Raw genomic sequence first — 19,508 nt, 5'->3', positions numbered from 1 at the left:
CAAAGGCTTAGGGCCATATCCCGGCGCCGACAGGCGCGCGGCTTTGGGGAGCTGACTGCGCTCCTTATTTTCAATTGCTACCAGCACACTGCTTAGAGGTTTTCCATGTCGAATTCGGTTGAAACAACAGCTGTATCAGATCCTTTGTCCAACGGTGCGTCAGCGACCGTCCATGAGCTCTCTTCCGTGCAGCAGGTGGTGTGGCTGGACCAGATGCTCAATCCAGGCATCCCTTACTACAACATCGGCCTGGCGGTGCGGATCGATGCCGCCATCGATCCGCACCTGCTGGAGCAGGCGATCCGCGATTTCGCAATGGCACACGATGCATCCCGGCTGATCTTGGTCAAAGCTGGCGGTGTAGCGCAGCAACAGGTTTTGCCCGCGCTGGAATTTGTCTTGCCGGTGCTGGATTTTTCCAGTGAAGCCGATGGCGACCAGCATGCGCGGCAGCATATGGAACAGGTATTCAAGCAACCCTTCGATCTGTATGGCGGGCTGCTGTGGAAAATGGAATTGATACGCATAAGCCCTGTGCGTTACTACTGGCTGCTGTGCTACCACCATCTGGTCGCCGACGGCATCAGCACTTCGCTGAGTTTTGCCGGTATTGCCAGCGCATACAATCGGCTGCTGGGGCTGGACGGCACTGTGGCTGAAACCGCACCGTCCTACCTGGATTTCATTGCCAAGGACCAGGACTATTTCTCTTCCGCGCGCTTTGCGCTCGACAAGGAATTCTGGCGCCAGCGTTTCGCCCAGCTGCCGGCGCGACTGGTCGCAGGCGACAGCGCGCTTGCAGCAAAAACGCTGGCTCCCAGCGAACAGGTGTATTGGTCAATCGAGCGTCCGCTGTTTGAAAAGATGACGGCGTTTGCATCCGGGCACGGTTTTTCCGCCTCGGATTTCATGCTGGCGCTGACCAGCGTTTATTTCGCCCGTGTCGCCGACCTGGAAGAGGTGGTCATCGGCGTGCCGATACATAATCGCAGCAACGCCCGTGAAAAAAACACCATTGGCATGTTTTCGTCGATCATTCCGGTCGGATTTGCGCTGGACCGGCAGCAACCGTTCGCGCAAGCGATGGCGGCGGTTGCCAAGGAATTGCGCCGCTGCTACCGCCATCAGCGTTTCCCGATCGCCGAAATCAACCGCCTGCACAACGTCGTCCAAAACGGCTATCGCCAGCTGTTCGACGTCTCGCTTTCCTTTGAAGTATTCAATACTGATTTTCCCATGGGGACAGGGCTGGCCAGCGGTGTCAAGCTGGATCATGGATTCGAACAGACGCCGCTGGCAATGTCGGTCCGGGATTTCCACCGGGACCAGGATGTGCTGGTGGTGTTCGATTACAACACGCGCCATTTCACGCGCGATGAAGTCTTCCGCATTCAAAGCCGCATGGCCTTGCTGATGGAGTCTGTCTTGTCTGGCGCCGACTGCCAGATCGACCAGCTTCCTTTGCTCACAGCGGCGGAGCGCCACCAGATCGTCAGCAGCTGGAATGCGACCGAGGCCAGCTATCCTGCCGCTTTGCTGCCGCAGCTGTTCGAGGCGCAGGCAGAGCAGACGCCCGCGGCGGTGGCAGTGGAACAGGGTAAGGCGCAACTGAGCTACGACCAACTCAACCGCCAGGCCAATCAGCTGGCGCATTACCTGCGCGCACTGGGCGTCAAGCCGGATGAACGGGTAGCGATCTGCGTCGAGCGTGGTTTGCCGATGGTGGTGGGTTTGCTGGCGGTATTGAAGGCAGGGGCGGCCTATGTGCCGCTGGATCCGGCTTATCCAGTGGAACGCCTGACGCACATGCTGAGCGACAGCGCACCGCGCGTGGTGCTGACCCAGGCCGGGATGGAAGGCGGCTGGCTGCAGGCGCGGGCATCGATCGCACCGGACTTGCCATTGCTGGACCTGCAAGCGCCCAGCTGGGGCGGATATCCGGAACACAATCCCGACAGCAGCCATCTCTCGGCATCGAACCTGGCTTACGTGATCTACACTTCGGGCTCGACCGGGACGCCGAAAGGGGTCATGGTTGAACATCGCAACCTGCTCAACCTGGTGCATTGGCATTGCGCGGCATTCAATGTGCGGGCCGGCCAGCGCAGCTCGTGCGTGGCGCGGCTGGGCTTCGATGCGGCCGTGTGGGAAATCTGGCCGACCCTGAGCGCCGGCGCCAGCTTGCTGTTGCCTGAGCAGGACCATGACGCGGCGACGGTGCTGGCATGGTGGCGCGAGCAGACGCTGGATGTCAGCTTCCTGCCGACGCCGATGGCGGAGCATGCAATGCGTAACGGTATCAGCAACCCGCACCTGCGCCATCTGCTGACCGGCGGCGACCGCTTGCGCCTTCACCCACAAAGCGATAGGCAGTTTTCGCTGATCAACAACTATGGCCCGACCGAGGCCACCGTGGTGGCCACATCCGGCCGCCTGACGGCGGAGGACCAGGTCTTGCACATAGGCAGACCGATTGCCAACACCCAGATCTATCTGCTCGATGCCCAGGGCGAACCGGTGCCGGTCGGCGTGCCGGGTGAGCTGTATATCGGCGGCGCCGGCGTGGCGCGCGGCTATCTGAACCAGCCGGAGCTGACCGAACAACGCTTCGTGGCTGATTGTTTCTCGCCAGCGCCTGGAGCAAGGTTGTACAAGACCGGCGACCTGGCGCGCTGGCAGGCCGACGGCACGCTGGTGTACCTGGGGCGTAACGACTTCCAGGTCAAGATCCGCGGCTTCCGCATTGAACTGGGCGAGATCGAAACCCAGCTGGCGTCCCATCCCGTCATCCGCGAAGCGGTGGTGATTGCGCGCGAAGATATCCCGGGCGACAAGCGCCTGGTGGCCTATATTGTGGTCAATGGAGAAGTCGATGCCGAGACCTTGCGGGCGCACCTGAGCCTGAATCTACCGGACTACATGGTGCCGGCCGCCTATGTCACGCTGGACGCCTTGCCGCTGACGGCCAACGGCAAGCTGGACCGCAAGAACCTGCCGGCGCCGGCCAGCGACGCCTATGCGGCGAGCAGCTATGAAGCGCCGCAAGGCGAGACTGAGATCGCGCTGGCGGCGATCTGGTCGGAGCTGCTGCAGATCGAGCGCATCGGCCGTCATGACAATTTCTTCTCGCTGGGCGGTCATTCGTTGCTGGCGGTGAGCTTGATGGAAAGAATGCGCCGGCAAGGCTTGCCGGCCGAGGTGCGGGCATTGTTCGCGACGCCGACCCTGGCCGGACTGGCGGCATCGGTCGGCACGGAAAGCCGTCTGGTGGCGGTGCCGGCCAACCTGATCCCGGCCGGCTGCGAACAGATTACACCGGCGATGCTGCCGCTGGTGAGCCTGAGCAGCGAAGAGATTGCGCGCGTGGTCGAGCGCGTGCCTGGCGGCGCCGCCAATGTGCAGGATATCTATCCGCTGGCGCCTTTGCAGGAAGGGATCCTGTTCCACCATCTGATGGCCAAGGAGGGCGATCCCTACCTGCTGGTAGGGATGACCAGTTTCGATACCCGGCAACGGCTGGAAACCTATCTGTCTGCCCTACAAAGCGTGATCCAGCGGCACGACGTGCTGCGCACCGCCATCATCTGGGAAGGCGTGCCGGAACCGCTGCAAGTCGTATTGCGTAACGCAGGGCTGGTGAGTGAAGAACTGATCCTCGATCCAGCCGATGGCGATGTCGCCGGCCAGCTGCGCGCGCGCTTCGACCCGCGTCATACCAGGCTGGACCTGACGCAGGCGCCCTTGATGCGCACCAGCTTCGCCTACGATGCAGTAGAGCGGCGCTGGGTATTGCTGACCCTGGTGCATCACCTGATCAACGATCACACCACCCTGGAAGTCATCCACGCCGAGATCGGGGCGTATCTGCAAGGCCAGCAGGCGCAGCTGCCGGCGCCGCTGCAGTTCCGCAATTATGTAGCGCAAGCCAGGTTGGGCGCCAGCACTGAGATGCATGAAGCATTTTTCCGCCAGATGCTGGCGGGGGTCGACGAACCGACGGCGCCGTTCGGCTTGCTGGAAGTGCACGGCGACGGCGGCGGCCTGGAAGAAGGCCACGTGCGGCTCAGCGCGGCGCTGTCGCAGCGTTTGCGGCAGCAGGCGCGACAGCTGGGCGTGAGCGCCGCCAGCCTCTGCCACCTGGCCTGGGCGCAGGTGCTGGCGCGGGTCGCCGGCCGCAGCGATGTGGTATTCGGCACGGTGCTGTTCGGCCGCATGCAGGGCGGCGAGGGCGCCGACCGCATGATGGGCTTGCTGATCAATACGCTGCCATTGCGGGTCAGCATCGATGGGCAAGCAGCGGCGGCCAGCGCGCGCCGCACCCACGCCTTGCTGGCGCAACTGATGGAACATGAACATGCCTCGCTGGCGCTGGCGCAACGGGCCAGCGCGATTGCCGCGCCGCAGCCCTTGTTCTCGGCCTTGCTCAACTATCGTCACAGCACGCTTGGCGCCCCCGCGCCTGCCGAACAGGCGATCTGGGAAGGAATTACCCAGATTTCGGGAGAAGAGCGCAGCAACTATCCCTTGAGCCTGTCGGTCGACGACCTGGGGGCCGATTTCGCCTTGACCGCGCAAGTGACAGCCGCGGTAGGGGCAATGCGCGTCTGCGCTTTCATGCAGACGGCGCTGGCAGGGCTGGTGACGGCGCTGGAAACGACGCCGGAACGCGCCATCAACAGCATCGACGTCATGCCTGCGGCTGAGCGGCATGAAATTGTGAACAACTGGAACGCGACCCAGGCGCAGCACCCTGGGCAATTGTTGCCGCAACTGTTCGAGGCGCAGGTGGAAAAGACGCCGCAAGCCGTGGCGGTAGTGCATGGTCCGGCGCAACTGAGCTATGCCGAACTGAATCGCCAGGCCAACCAGCTGGCGCACTATCTGCGCGAACTGGGCATCAGGCCGGACGACAGGGTGGCGATCTGCGTCGAGCGCGGCCTGGCCATGGTGGTGGCTTTGCTGGGCGTGCTGAAGGCGGGTGCGGCCTATGTGCCGCTGGATCCGGCCTATCCGGCGGATCGCCTGGCGCACATGCTGAACGACAGCGCACCACGGGTAGTGCTGACCCAGGAGGGAATTGAAGGCGGCTGGCTGCAGGTGAAAGCGACGATTGCCGCCGGCCTGCCGCTGCTGGATCTGCAAGCGCCAAGCTGGACTGCCTATCCGGAGCACAATCCCGACAATAGTCATCTGGCGCCATCGGACATGGCGTACGTGATCTATACCTCTGGTTCGACCGGCACGCCGAAGGGGGTGATGGTCGAGCATCGCAATGTGACGCGCCTGTTTGCCGCCACCGATGCCTGGTTCCATTTTGGCGCAGAAGACGTCTGGAGCTTGTTCCATTCCTTCGCCTTCGATTTCTCGGTATGGGAAATCTGGGGCGCGCTGCTGCATGGCGGCCGGCTGCTGGTGGTGCCGCTGGAAACAGCGCGTTCGGCGGAAGATTTCTATCGCCTCCTATGCCGCGAGAAAGTCACCATCCTTAACCAGACGCCAAGCGCCTTCCGCCAGCTGATTGCCGCGCAAGGCGAGGACGCGGAAGCGCATCAGCTGCGGCATGTGATCTTCGGCGGCGAAGCACTGGAACCGGCGACCCTGATCCCGTGGTACGCACAGAACCAGGGTTGCGCCACGCGCCTGATCAATATGTACGGGATCACCGAGACCACGGTCCATGTCACTTACCAGCCGATTGACGCTGCCGATACCGTGCGCGGCGGCGTCAGTCCGATTGGCGTGCGCATACCGGATCTCAGCGTGTATCTGCTGGATGCCCAGGGCCAGCCGGCGCCGGTCGGCGTGCCGGGCGAGCTGTATATCGGCGGCGCCGGCGTGGCGCGCGGCTATCTGAACCGACCGGAGCTGACCGAACAACGCTTCGTGGCTGATTGTTTCTCGCCAGCGCCTGGAGCAAGGTTGTACAAGACCGGCGACCTGGCGCGCTGGCAGGCCGACGGCACGCTGGTGTACCTGGGGCGTAACGACTTCCAGGTCAAGATCCGCGGCTTCCGCATTGAACTGGGCGAGATCGAAACCCAGCTGGCGTCCCATCCCGTCATCCGCGAAGCGGTGGTGATTGCGCGCGAAGATATCCCGGGCGACAAGCGCCTGGTGGCCTATATTGTGGTCAATGGAGAAGTCGATGCCGAGACCTTGCGGGCGCACCTGAGCCTGAATCTACCGGACTACATGGTGCCGGCCGCCTATGTCACGCTGGACGCCTTGCCGCTGACGGCCAACGGCAAGCTGGACCGCAAGAACCTGCCGGCGCCGGCCAGCGACGCCTATGCGGCGAGCAGCTATGAAGCGCCGCAAGGCGAGACTGAGATCGCGCTGGCGGCGATCTGGTCGGAGCTGCTGCAGATCGAGCGCATCGGCCGTCATGACAATTTCTTCTCGCTGGGCGGTCATTCGTTGCTGGCGGTGAGCTTGATGGAAAGAATGCGCCGGCAAGGCTTGCCGGCCGAGGTGCGGGCATTGTTCGCGACGCCGACCCTGGCCGGACTGGCGGCATCGGTCGGCACGGAAAGCCGTCTGGTGGCGGTGCCGGCCAACCTGATCCCGGCCGGCTGCGAACAGATTACACCGGCGATGCTGCCGCTGGTGAGCCTGAGCAGCGAAGAGATTGCGCGCGTGGTCGAGCGCGTGCCTGGCGGCGCCGCCAATGTGCAGGATATCTATCCGCTGGCGCCTTTGCAGGAAGGGATCCTGTTCCATCATCTGATGGCCAAGGAGGGCGATCCCTACCTGCTGGTAGGGATGACCAGTTTCGATACCCGGCAACGGCTGGAAACCTATCTGTCTGCCCTACAAAGCGTGATCCAGCGGCACGACGTGCTGCGCACCGCCATCATCTGGGAAGGCGTGCCGGAACCGCTGCAGGTAGTGTGGCGCACGGCGCCGCTGGTGCAGGAGGAGCTGGTCCTGGATGGAGACGTGGCGCGCCAGTTGCGGGAACGCTTCGATCCGCGGCTCACCCGCCTCGATCTGTCGCAAGCGCCCATGATGCGCACCAGCTTTGCCTACGATACCGAGCAGCAGCGCTGGGTGCTGCTGACCCTGATGCACCACCTGGTGAGCGATCACACCACCCTGGAAGTGGTCCAGGCCGAAATTGCCGCGCATTTGCAAGGCCTGCAGGCGGAACTGCCGGCGCCGCTGCAGTTCCGCAACTATGTGGCGCAAGCCAGGCTGGGCGGCGACATTGAGGTTCATGAAGCTTTCTTTCGCCAGATGCTGGGCGATGTCGACGAACCGACAGCGCCGTTCGGCTTGCTGGAGGTGCACGGCGACGGCGGCGGCCTGGAAGAAGGCCACGTGCGGCTCAGCGCAGCGCTGTCGCAACGTTTGCGAAAGCAGGCGCGACAGCTGGGCGTGGGCGCCGCCAGCCTCTGCCACCTGGCCTGGGCGCAGGTGCTGGCGCGGGTCGCCGGCCGCAGCGATGTGGTGTTCGGCACGGTGCTGTTCGGCCGCATGCAGGGCGGCGAGGGAGCCGACCGCATGATGGGCTTGCTGGTCAATACCTTGCCGTTGCGGCTCAATATCGATACGCAGGGAGCGGCGGCCAGCGTGCGACATGCGCATGCCTTGCTGGCGCAACTGATGGAACATGAACATGCTTCGCTGGCGCTGGCGCAACGGGCCAGTGCGATTGCCGCGCCGCAGCCGCTGTTCTCGGCCCTGCTCAACTACCGTCACAGCGTGCTCGGTGAAGCCTCGGCTGCGGAGCAGGCGATCTGGGAGGGAATTACCCAGATTTCGGGAGAAGAGCGCAGCAACTATCCCTTGAGCCTGTCGGTCGACGACCTGGGAGCTGGCTTCGCTCTGACCGCGCAAGTCACACCTATGGTAGGGGCAATGCGGGTGTGCAGTTTCATGGCGCAGGCATTGGCAGGGCTGGTGACGGCATTGGAAGCGACGCCTGAGTGCGCCATCAGCAGCATCGATGTCATGCCGGCCGAGGAAAAACATCAGGTAATCAAGGCCTGGAACGCGACGCAGGTGCAACATCCGGCGCAGCTGCTGCCGCAACTGTTCGAGGCGCAGGCAGCGAAAGCGCCGCAATCAGTGGCGGTAGTGCATGGTCCGGCGCAGCTGAGCTATGCCGAACTGAATCGCCTGGCCAATCAGCTGGCGCATCATTTGCGGCAGCTAGGCGTCAAACGCAATGACCGGGTGGTGCTGCAGCTGGAGCGCTCCCTATCGCTGGTTGTCGCGATGCTGGCGGTACTCAAGTGCGGCGCCGCCTATCTGCCGGTGGACGCCAGCTTGCCGGAGGAACGCAAGATTTTCATGGCTAAAGACAGCAGCGCCAGCGTGCTGCTGGCGTTCAGCGGCGATCACTGGCCGGTGCAGGCCGCGCTGACCAGGATCAATCTGGACCAGATCCCAGCCAGCGCCTATGCCGCCGACAACCTGACGCCGGGCGGCGATGACGAGACGATTGCCTACATCATGTATACCTCGGGCTCGACCGGGCAGCCGAAAGGGGTGCTGGTGCCGCATCGCGGCGTCAAGCGCCTGGTATTGGAGAACGGCTACGCTGCATTTGACGCCAGCGACCGCATCGCCTTCGCCGCCAATCCGGCTTTCGACGCCTCGACCATGGAAATCTGGGGCGCTTTGCTGAATGGCGGGCGGGTGGTCGTGATCGATAAAGAGGTGTTTCTCGACCCGCTGCAACTGGCCGGCAAGCTCGAACAGCAAGGCATCACCACCCTGTTCCTGACCACGGCGGTGTTCAATCAATGCGCGGCGATCGTGCCGGAGGCGTTCAGCCGCTTGCGCTTCCTGCTGACCGGGGGCGAGCGCTGCGACCCGGCCGCCTTTGCGCGCGTGCTGGAGGCGGGCAAGCCGCAGCATCTGATTCACTGCTACGGACCGACCGAAGCGACCACCTACGCCACGACTTATGAAGTGACTGCCATCGTTGCCGCTGAGGCGACCGTACCGATAGGCCGGCCGATCGCCAGCACCCAGGTGTATCTGCTGGATGCGCAAGGGGAGCCGGTGCCGGTCGGCGTCGCCGGCGAGATATATATCGGTGGCGCAGGCATAGCGCGCGGCTATCTGAACCGGGAAGAGCTGACGGCGGAGCGCTTTATTCCCGACCGTTTCGGCGGCCGCCCCGGCGCGTTGCTATACCGCACCGGCGACCTGGCGCGCTGGCAGGGAGATGGCAATCTGGTGCATCTGGGACGCAACGATTTCCAGGTCAAGATCCGCGGCTTCCGCATCGAGCTGGGCGAGATCGAAGCCAAGCTGGCATCGCATCCGGCGATCCGCGAGGCAGTCGTGATGGCGCGCGAGGATAGTCCTGGCGACAAGCGCCTGGTGGCCTATATCGTCGCCAACGAAGAGATCGCTGCCGCAGCGCTGCGCTCCTATCTGAGCGTCAGCATGCCTGAGTACATGGTGCCGGCAGCTTATGTCTCGCTGGCAGAGCTGCCGCTGACGCGGAACGGCAAGCTGGATCGCAAGAACCTGCCCGCGCCCGAGGCGGAGGCGTTTGCGGTGAGCGGTTATGCGGCGCCTGAAGGCGCAACGGAAGCCGTCATGGCGGCGATCTGGTCGCAGCTGCTGCGGGTCGGCCGCATCGGCCGCCACGACAATTTCTTCTCGCTCGGCGGTCATTCGCTGGTGGCGGTGCAGATGATTTCGCGCATCCGGCAGGCATTCGATATCGAGGTGGCGATCAGCACCTTGTTTGCGCATCCGGTGCTGCTGGACTTCTCCGCGCAGCTGCTGGCTGGCGCGTCCAGCGTGCGGCCGCCGCTGACAGTGGCCAGCGCAGCAGAGCGCGAGCAATTATCGTTTGCGCAGCAACGCTTGTGGTTCCTGGAGCAGATGGGCGGAGTCAGCCATGCCTATCACATTCCGCTGGGCGTGCAGTTGCGCGGCGAACTCGACCGGGTGGCTCTGGTGCAGGCGCTGGAGCGGCTGGTGTTCCGCCATGAAGCACTGCGCACCAGCTTTGTCGCCATGGAAGGCCAGGCTGCGATACAGCGCGTAGCGGCGGCGGAACTCAGTCATTTCCAGCTGCTGGAACACGATTTGCGCCATCATCCGGAACGCGAGGAGGAATGCGAGCGCCTGCTTGTCGAAGAAGCGTCCAAGCCTTTCGATCTGGCTCGTGGCCCTCTGATCCGCGGCCTCCTGCTGCAAGAGACGCGGACCCAGCACACGCTGCTGATCACTACCCATCATATCGTTTCGGATGGCTGGTCGACCGGCCTGCTGCTGGATGAAATCAGCGCACTCTACAACGCCTATCTGCTAGGGCAGCATGATCCGCTGCCAGCCCTGGCGGTACAGTATCCGGATTACGCGGCATGGCAGCGGCGCTGGATGAGCGGCGCCGTGCTGGAACAGCAGACCGCCTACTGGAAACACCGCCTGACAGGAGCCCCGACCCTGCTCGAACTACCGACCGACTATCCGCGGCCGGCGCAGCAAGACTATGCTGGCGCCAGCATCGAGACAACGCTGGACGCCGCGCTGACGCGCAAACTGAAGGCCTTGAGCCAGCGCCACGGCAGCACCCTGTACATGACGCTGCTGAGCAGTTGGGCCCTGCTGCTGGGCCGGCTGGCGGGGCAGGACGATGTGGTCATCGGCACGCCGGCGGCGAACCGCAGCCAGCAAGAAGTTGAGGGCCTGATCGGCTTCTTCGTCAATACGCTGGCGCTACGTATCCATCTGCCGGAACAGGCTACGGTGGCAACTCTGCTGGAGCACGTCAAGCAGCAGTCGCTGGCAGCCCAGCATCATCAGGAAGTCCCGTTCGAGCAGGTGGTGGAGCATGCCAATCCGGTGCGCAGCATGGCGCACAGCCCCTTGTTCCAGGCGATGTTTGCCTGGCAGAACGCACCGCAAGGCAGGCTGCAGCTCTCTGGCCTGGAACTGACGCCGCTGGCGCTCAGGCAGGTGACGGCAAAATTCGACCTTACCTTGTCGTTGGGCGAAGCGGGCGAGGTGGTCGCAGGCTCGCTGGAATATGCCACAGCCTTGTTCGAACGAGGTACGGTGGAACGTTATCTCGGCTATTGGCATCGTCTGCTGGAAGCGATGGCCAGCGACGATACGCAGCAGATCGCCAGTCTGCCCCTGCTGGGCGAGACGGAGCGGCAGACGCTGGCGGCGTGGAATGCGACCGAGACGAGGTATCCGGAGCGCGAATCTTTGCTGCATCAGCTGTGCGAAGCACAGGCGGCGCGTACGCCAGATGCGGTGGCGGTAGAACAGGGCGGACAACAGCTGAGCTACGCCGAACTGAACCGCCAGGCCAACCAGTTGGCGCACTACCTGCGCGAACTGGGCGTCAAACCAGACGACAGGGTGGCGATTTGCGCCGAACGCAGCCTGGAAATGGTGATTGCCTTGCTGGCAGTGCTGAAGGCGGGTGCCGCCTATGTGCCGCTGGATCCGGCCTATCCGGCGGAGCGCCTGGCGCACATGCTGAGCGACAGCGCGCCGCGCGTGGTGCTGACGCAGGCCGGGATTGCCGGCGGCTGGCAGCAGGTCAAGGCATCGATAGCAGCGGATTTGCCGCTGCTGGACCTGCAGGCGCCAAGCTGGAGCGGATACCCGTGGCACAATCCCGACAGCAGCCATCTGACGCCGTCGGATCTGGCATATGTGATCTACACCTCGGGCTCGACCGGGAAGCCGAAGGGCGTGATGAACGAGCATCGCGGCGTAGTCAACCGCATGCTATGGATGCAGCAGGCTTATGGACTGCAGCAGCACGACGTGGTGCTGCAAAAGACACCTTTCAGTTTCGACGTCTCGGTGTGGGAATTCTTTTGGCCGCTGATGATCGGCGCCAAATTGGTGATGGCCAGGCCGGAGGGGCACAAGGATCCGGCCTACCTGAGCGAGATCATCCGCTCTGCCGGCGTCACCACGCTGCACTTCGTGCCATCGATGCTGCAGGTGTTTGCCGCCCATGACCAGGCGGCAGCCTGCAGCAGCATTGTGCGGGTGATGTGCAGCGGCGAGGCGCTGCCGGCCTCGCTCGCCCACAGCTTCCATGCACTGCTACCGCACGCCCAGCTGCATAATCTGTACGGACCTACCGAAGCCGCAGTGGATGTGACGGCCTGGACTTGTGTTGCCGGAGACGGCAGGAGCGCAATCCCTATCGGCAAGCCGATCGCGAATACCAGCATTTACGTTCTCGATGCGCTAGGCGAGCCGACGCCGCCGGGTGTCGCCGGCGAGCTGCACATCGGCGGCGTGCAGGTTGCGCGCGGCTACCTGAACCAGCCGGAACTGAGCGCGCAGCGTTTCGTCGCCGACCGCTTCTCGCAAGTGGCTGGAGCACGCTTGTACAAGACCGGCGATCTGGCGCGCTGGCAGGCCGACGGCAACCTGCTGTACCTGGGCCGCAACGACTTCCAGGTCAAGATCCGCGGCTTCCGCATCGAATTGGGCGAGATCGAGGCACAATTGACGCTGCATGCAGCGATCCGCGAGGCTGTAGTGATTGCGCGGGAAGATGTCCCGGGCGACAAGCGCCTGGTGGCCTATATTGTGCTCAATTGCGTGGACAATGAAGAAGTCAATGCGGAAGCCCTGCGCGCACATCTGAGCGTCAACCTGCCGGACTACATGGTGCCGGCAGCATACGTCACGCTGACCGCCTTGCCGCTGACGGCGAACGGCAAGCTGGACCGCACGAATCTCCCGGCGCCGGATGGCGCTGCCTATGCAGCCAACGCATATGCCGCACCACTGGGCGAGACGGAAATTGCGCTGGCGGCGATCTGGTCGGAGCTGCTGAAAATCGAGCGCGTCGGCCGTCACGACAACTTCTTCTCGCTCGGTGGCCATTCGCTGCTGGCGGTGCAGATGATTTCGCGGCTGCGGCAGACATTCGGCGTCGAAGTGGCCTTGAGCGCCGTCTTCATGCATCCTTTCCTTGCCGATTTCGCTGCCGGATTATCCGGCAGCGATACCAGCATCCGGCCGGTGATCACGATCGCCAGCGGGGCCGAACGGGAACAGCTGTCGTTTGCCCAGCAGCGGCTATGGTTCCTGGAGCAGATGGGCGAGGTGCGCCAGGCTTACCATGTTCCGCTAGCCTTGCAGCTGCGCGGCGAGCTCGACCGGGTGGCGCTGGTGCAGGCGCTGGAGCGGCTGGTATTCCGCCATGAAGCGCTGCGCACCAGCTTTGCCGCCGCCGACGGCAAGGATGTAGGCAGAGATGTAATACAGCGCGTCAAGGCGGCGGATCTCGGCCATTTCCAGCTGCTGGAGCAGGACTTGCGGCATCATCCGGAGCGCGATGCGGAGCGGGAACGCCTGATCGCGGAAGAAGCGGCGACGCCGTTCGATCTGGCGCAAGGGCCGCTGATCCGCGGCCGTCTGCTGCAGGAGACGCGTACCCAGCATACGCTGCTGATCACGATGCACCATATCGTTTCGGACGGCTGGTCGATCGCAGTGCTGCTCAATGAAATCAGCGCGCTGTACAACGCCTACCGGCAGGGTGAACACGATCCCTTGCCGCCGCTGGCGGTGCAGTATCCGGATTACGCAGCGTGGCAGCGGCGCTGGATGAGCGGCACTGTGCTGGAACAGCAGACCGCGTATTGGAAAGAAAATCTGGCGGGCGCGCCGAGCTTACTGGAATTGCCGACCGATTACTCTCGTCCGCTGCAGCAAGACTATGCCGGCGCCTGGATAACGACGGCGCTGGATCAAGACCTGACTAAAAAGCTCAAGGCCTTGAGCCAGCGCCATGGCAGCACCTTGCACATGACGCTGCTGAGCAGCTGGGCCCTGCTGCTGGGCCGGCTGGCGGGACAGGACGATGTGGTCATCGGCACGCCGGCGGCGAACCGCAACCAGCAGGAAGTGGAAGGCTTGATCGGCTTCTTCGTCAACACGCTGGCGCTGCGTATCCGCCTGCCGGAGCAGGCCACGGTGGGCACTCTGCTGGAACACGTCAAGCAACAGTCGCTGGCGGCGCAGCAGCACCAGGAAATTCCGTTCGAGCAGGTGGTCGAACATACCCATCCGGTGCGCAGCATGGCGCATAGTCCCTTGTTCCAGGTAATGTTTGCGTGGCAGAACGCGCCGCAAGGCAAGCTGCAGCTGCCGGGCCTGGAACTGACGCAGCTGCCTTACCAGCAAGTGACGGCAAAATTCGACCTGACCTTGTCGCTGGAAGAGTCCGGCGATGTGATTGCCGGCGTGCTGGAGTATGCCACCGCCTTGTTCGAACGCGGCACGGCCGAGCGTTATCTGGGCTATTGGCAGTGTCTGCTGCAAGCAATGGTCAGCGACGACAGCCGGCAGATCGCAAGCCTGCCGCTCATCAGCGCAACCGAGCGCGAGCGGATAGTGACGAGCTGGAACCAGACCGACGCCGTCAATCCGGCGCCCTTGCTGCCGCAGCTGTTCGAGGCGCAGGCGGCGCAGACGCCGGATGCCATCGCGGCGGTGCATGGCGCCCATCAGTTGAGTTATGCCGAGCTCAACCGTCAGGCCAACCAGCTGGCGCATCACTTGCGTCAGCTGGGCGTCAGGCGCAACGACCGGGTGGCGCTGCAACTGGAGCGGTCCTTGCCGCTGATTGTTGCCGAACTGGCGATTCTCAAGTGCGGCGCCGCCTATGTGCCGCTGGATCCCGCCTTGCCGGACGAGCGCAAGATTTTCATGGCTAAAGACAGCGGCGCCAGCGTACTGCTGGCGCTCAGCGACGGCCACTGGCCGGCACAGGCTGCGCTGACCAGGATCAACCTGGACCAGGTCCCGGCCAGCGCCTATGCTGCCGACAATCTGGCGCCGGGCGGCGACGACGAGACGATTGCCTACATCATGTACACCTCGGGTTCGACCGGGCATCCGAAAGGGGTGCTGGTGCCGCATCGCGGCATCAAGCGCCTGGTATTGGAGAACGGCTATGCGGCATTTGACGTCAGCGACCGCATCGCCTTCGCCGCCAATCCGGCTTTCGACGCCTCCACCATGGAAATCTGGGGCGCCTTGCTGAATGGCGGGCGGGTGGTCGTGATCGATAAAGAGGTATTTCTCGATCCGCTGCGCTTTGCCGACGCGCTGGAACAGCAAGGCGTCACCACGTTATTCCTGACCACGGCGGTGTTCAACCAATGCGCGGCGATCGTGCCGGACGCATTCAGCCGCTTGCGCTTCCTGCTGACCGGAGGGGAGCGTTGCGATCCGGCTGCTTTTGCGCGCGTGCTGGCAGCCGGCAAGCCGCGGCATCTGATTCACTGCTACGGACCGACTGAAACCACGACCTACGCCACCACCTATGAAATTGCCGCGATCGACCTGGCTCAGGGGACCATACCGATAGGCCGGCCGATCGCCAATACCCAGGTGTATCTGCTGGATGCGCAAGGGGAGCCGGTGCCGGTCGGCGTTGCGGGTGAAATCTATATCGGCGGTGCAGGCGTCGCCCGTGGCTATCTGAACCGGGAAGAGCTGACGGCGGAGCGTTTTATTGCCGACCGTTTCAGCGGCCGAGCCGGTGCGCTGCTGTACCGCACCGGCGACCTCGGGCGCTGGCAAGGAGACGGCAATCTGGTGCATCTGGGCCGCAATGACTTCCAGGTCAAAATCCGCGGCTTCCGCATCGAGCTGGGAGAGATCGAAGCACGGTTGGCCTTGCATCCGGCGATCCGCGAGGTAGTAGTGATGGCGCGCCAGGATAATCTGGCAGAGCGACGCCTGGTCGCCTATATCGCTGTCAATGAAGATGTGAGTGTGGAAACCCTGCGCTCCTACCTGAGCGCCAGCATGCCTGAGTACATGGTGCCGGCGGCCTATGTCACGCTGGCGGTGCTGCCGCTGACGGCCAATGGCAAGGTGGACCGCAAGCGGTTGCCGGCGCCGGAAGCGGATGCCTATGCGGTTGGCGGCTACGCGGCGCCGGAGGGGGAAATCGAAGTTGCGCTGGCCGAGATCTGGTCGGAGCTGCTGCAGATTGCCCGCATCGGCCGGCACGACAATTTCTTCGCGCTGGGCGGCCATTCGCTGTCGATACTGCAAGTGGTGACTCTGCTGAAGAAAAAGGGCGTGCGGATTTCAGCCAGCGATGTGTTTACCTATCCGACCGTGGCCGCGCTGGCCCAGCATATAGCGCAGCTGAATCCGCTGGAAACCGAGAATGCGGCGGTGCTGGTGCGCGCCGGCGGCCGTCAGCGGCCCTTGTTCCTGATGCACGAGGGTTCCGGATTGCTGATCTATGCGCACATGCTGGCGGTGCACGTCGATCCGGGCATCCCGGTATACGGCTTGCCGCCGCTGCCACCAGAAGAAACGCCGCTGCTGAGCGTGGGGAGCATGGCGACGCGCATGCTGGAACTGATACGCGCGGTGCAGCCGAGCGGGCCTTACCGCCTGGCTGGCTGGTCCTTTGGCGGCGTGCTGGCGTATGAGGTAGCGCAGCAGTTCATCAAGGACGGCGAACAGGTCGAGTTCGTCGGCTTGTTCGACACCCATTGCTCTATCGGCGACGACGACGAGCGAGAAGAGAAGCTGGGCGACAAGCAGCTGATGCTGACATTGCTGGAAGCCGCCGCCAGCAATGATCCGCTGCTGCGGGGGGCGATGGACCAGCTGAAAGCGATCGCCGCCGACGTCGATATCCAGACTCTGCTGCAGATGGCAAGGCGCAGCGGCTTATTCCCGGCCGGCTTTTCCCTGCAAGGCCTGCTGCAGCTGATGGAAAACAGCCGCACCATCATCCGCGCCTATAGTGACTATAAAGCGCAGCCGATAGCTGTTCCGGTGCACTATTACAGCGCCGTGGGTGATACTGTCAACGAGCCGCTGCGCGGCTGGGGCGAGGTGCTGTCGGAGCTGCAGCTGCGGCTGTTCCCGGTGCCGGGAACGCATCAGTCGATGATGATTTCGCCGCATATCGAGGTCTTTGCGCAGGTGCTGAATATAGCGCTGCAACCGGCAAGGCTGGAAGGGAAGGTGGCGACGCTCCAGCTTTGAGCGGCGTCATGCCGCGCGGCGGCTCAAGCAGAATTTGCCCGGGCCGCTGCGGCGATCATCAATTAGGGGTGTTTTCCGCGCTGCGCCGCGGTAGCGGCTCGCCGTCGAAATGCAGCGTGGCGGCTTGTTCGTTGCGCGCGAGCTGTTCTTCTATCAGGCGCGCCAGATTGCTGTCCGCGGCTGCGGGTTCGGCATCGTTGCGGTTTGCCGGCAGATGTTTGCGCCCGGTCGCATCGGACAGCTCCAGCTGGCCGATCTTCTGCGCCGGGCTATGCGTCGCCGCTGCCAGGAAGGTGAGCAGCCGGCGCTGATGTTCGGCCAGCATCTGTGCGCTGTGCAGGGCAGGATTGGCGTCGAAGTCAATCTGCAAGTCCTGGCCGGCGCCGCGCTCATGGATGGCGATAGTCAAGTCCTCGGCGCCACCGGCAAACAGCTTGCGCAGCCTGGCTGGGTGGCTGCCGAACTGCAAGTTGCTGTGATAGGACTCGACTTTGATCACGGTGCTGAACAAGCAGCTTGCAGCGGGCAATCCATGCAGCTCATCGCGCAGCGTTTCGCAGGGATAGGACTGGTGCTGCAAGATTTTCCGCATCTGCCGGCCGACATCGCGCATCAGCTGTTCGATTGACAGTTCCGCGCTTAGCGCCAGCCGCAGCGGCAGCACACGGGCTGCCTTGGTCGCCACGCCGACCACCATGTCCGTCACGCCGGTGGTGCGGTACAGAAAGGCTGAGGTGACGGCTGTCAGCAGTTGCGGCAAGCTGATCTCCAGCTTGCGCGCGAGGTCCTGCAGAGCATTGACGCCGGCAGCCGGAAAATGGACCGTCTGCCGCAGCATGCCGGCGCCAGCGGCTGGCTGAAGGGCGGCCAGGGTCAGCGGCGCGGGCGCATCCGTGAGGCGTTCCATCCAGTATTGCTTATCTTGTGCGTAGCTTTTTGATACGAGATAGGCGCTTTCTTCGTGCAGCAGCTGCGCAATCGATGGCGGCGGCAGTGTTTCCGGGACCGCATCCTTCTTCACCAGTGCGCTGTAAACGGCAGCCAGGCGATGCGCCATCAGGCCGCCGTCAAAGCCGTCCAGCAAGATGCGATGGCTGCGGTGATACCAGATGTAGCGATTGCGGGTCGTGCGGAGCAAGGCCGACAGCCATGGCCGCTCGCGCAGCGGATCGATGGGGCGGCTGAAATCGGCGTGCATCCAGGCTTCCGCCGCGGCCTCCGGCTCGCGCTCGCGGCTGAAATCAAGATACGGCAATTCGCCGCTGAAATACCGTTCGATGATCTGTCGCGGCTGGTATCCGGTATCGAGCAGGCGCACGCGTGCGGACTCGGTTTCATCCGCCACTGTCTGCATCGCTGTCAGCAGCAGCACAAGATCAGCTTCGCCAAAAATATCGACCGCTTCGGCGCAATTGAAATTGCAGCCAGGCGCGACCGATTTGCTAAGCCACGCAGCCATTTGACTGGTGGTCAGCGCGGCCGCGGCAGCAGGGTGGGCGACGGTTTTCAAGCAGTTCTCCCTATCATCAATGCAACTGGAATGATCTGTATGCCTGCGCGCTGACGGCATCGAGGTTAGCCATGCGGATTGAGTCATCGCGGCAATGGATGGTCGATGCGTATCGCCGGCCGTTTGCAGGCGCAAAAGAATATATCTGCTGGATTTCCGCTTTGCTAGCTATAAAAAGTGACAGCTAGTTAAAAGCAGTGATTGGTGTTAGATGGTTGTGCCGATGCAGGCGGCAATCGCCTGTGGCTGACTTCAGGAAATCATGCAAGTGTTACGGAGCATAGGGCGCGGCCCGGCAAGCTTGCTGCATCTTGCTCGCCAGGCGCCGTGCCGACCTTGCTATGGTAGCGCAAACACCAGGCAAGTGGTAGTGGCGTGCGCATAAATTTTTCCATCGACGTCGACGATATTGGCTTCCGCCACGCCGACCCTGCCGCCGACCTGTATCACCTTGCCGATGGCGCGCACCGGGCCGGTCTTATCGGTCAGCGCGCGGATCAGGTTGACCTTCAGTTCCAGCGTGGTGTAGCCGCTGCCTTTCGGCAGGGTGGATTGCACCGCGCAGCCCAGCGCCGAATCCAGCAAGGTGCAAAAGTAGCCGCCATGCACGCTGCCGAGCGGGTTGTAGTGCTGCATGCCCGGCGTGCCTTGGAACGTTACGCGGCCCGGCTCAGCTTCCAGCAGGGTGAAATCCAGCGTCTGCGCTATCGGCGGTATCGGCAGTTCGCCGTCCAGGATGCGTTGTAAAAACTCGACACCGCTGTACTGCTTCAGCTGCTCCAGCGAGGCGACGCCGGGAGCGGCCAGTTTGACGCGCACGGCGGTTTCCTGCGCCTGCCATTGCGCCAGGGTTTCTTCACGGGTCGGCATGTTCTCTCCTTTTGATCTGGTGATTTGGTGGGCCGCGTCATTATGCCCTGCCGGCTGGAACGCTGCTGCCGACCGTTGCTGGCTGGGCGGTTTGCAATGCTGCTCTGCACGATGGGTATTGATTGTAGACAGGTCTGTATATGTGTAC

Annotated in this window: 3 protein-coding genes; 1 reads left to right on the top strand and 2 read right to left on the bottom strand. The window is 63.3% G+C overall.

Annotated features, from left to right (window positions below; all coding sequences use genetic code 11):
- Nucleotides 1–105 precede the first annotated feature (105 nt).
- The gene (locus tag BCF11_RS00135; protein ID WP_098492936.1) at nt 106–16,980 is read left to right on the top strand and encodes a non-ribosomal peptide synthetase; all 16,875 of its coding nucleotides are present in this window, start codon (nt 106–108) and stop codon (nt 16,978–16,980) included.
- A gap of 58 nt (nt 16,981–17,038) precedes the next feature.
- Here BCF11_RS00135 and BCF11_RS00130 read toward each other — a convergent pair whose 3' ends face one another.
- Together BCF11_RS00130 and BCF11_RS00125 are read right to left on the bottom strand one after the other, a co-directional pair.
- On the bottom strand, nt 17,039–18,490 hold the full coding sequence (locus tag BCF11_RS00130) for a condensation domain-containing protein (RefSeq protein WP_158229111.1): 1,452 nt from the start codon (nt 18,488–18,490) through the stop codon (nt 17,039–17,041).
- Between the two features lie 339 nt (nt 18,491–18,829).
- Complete coding sequence (locus BCF11_RS00125) at nt 18,830–19,360, bottom strand: PaaI family thioesterase (RefSeq protein WP_098492934.1); 531 nt, start codon at nt 19,358–19,360, stop codon at nt 18,830–18,832.
- Nucleotides 19,361–19,508 lie beyond the last annotated feature (148 nt).

This window comes from Collimonas sp. PA-H2 (assembly GCF_002564105.1).
Lineage (GTDB): Bacteria > Pseudomonadota > Gammaproteobacteria > Burkholderiales > Burkholderiaceae_D > Collimonas.
Note: the sequence above shows the minus strand (reverse complement) of the source record. Positions and strands in the feature narration are given on the sequence as shown.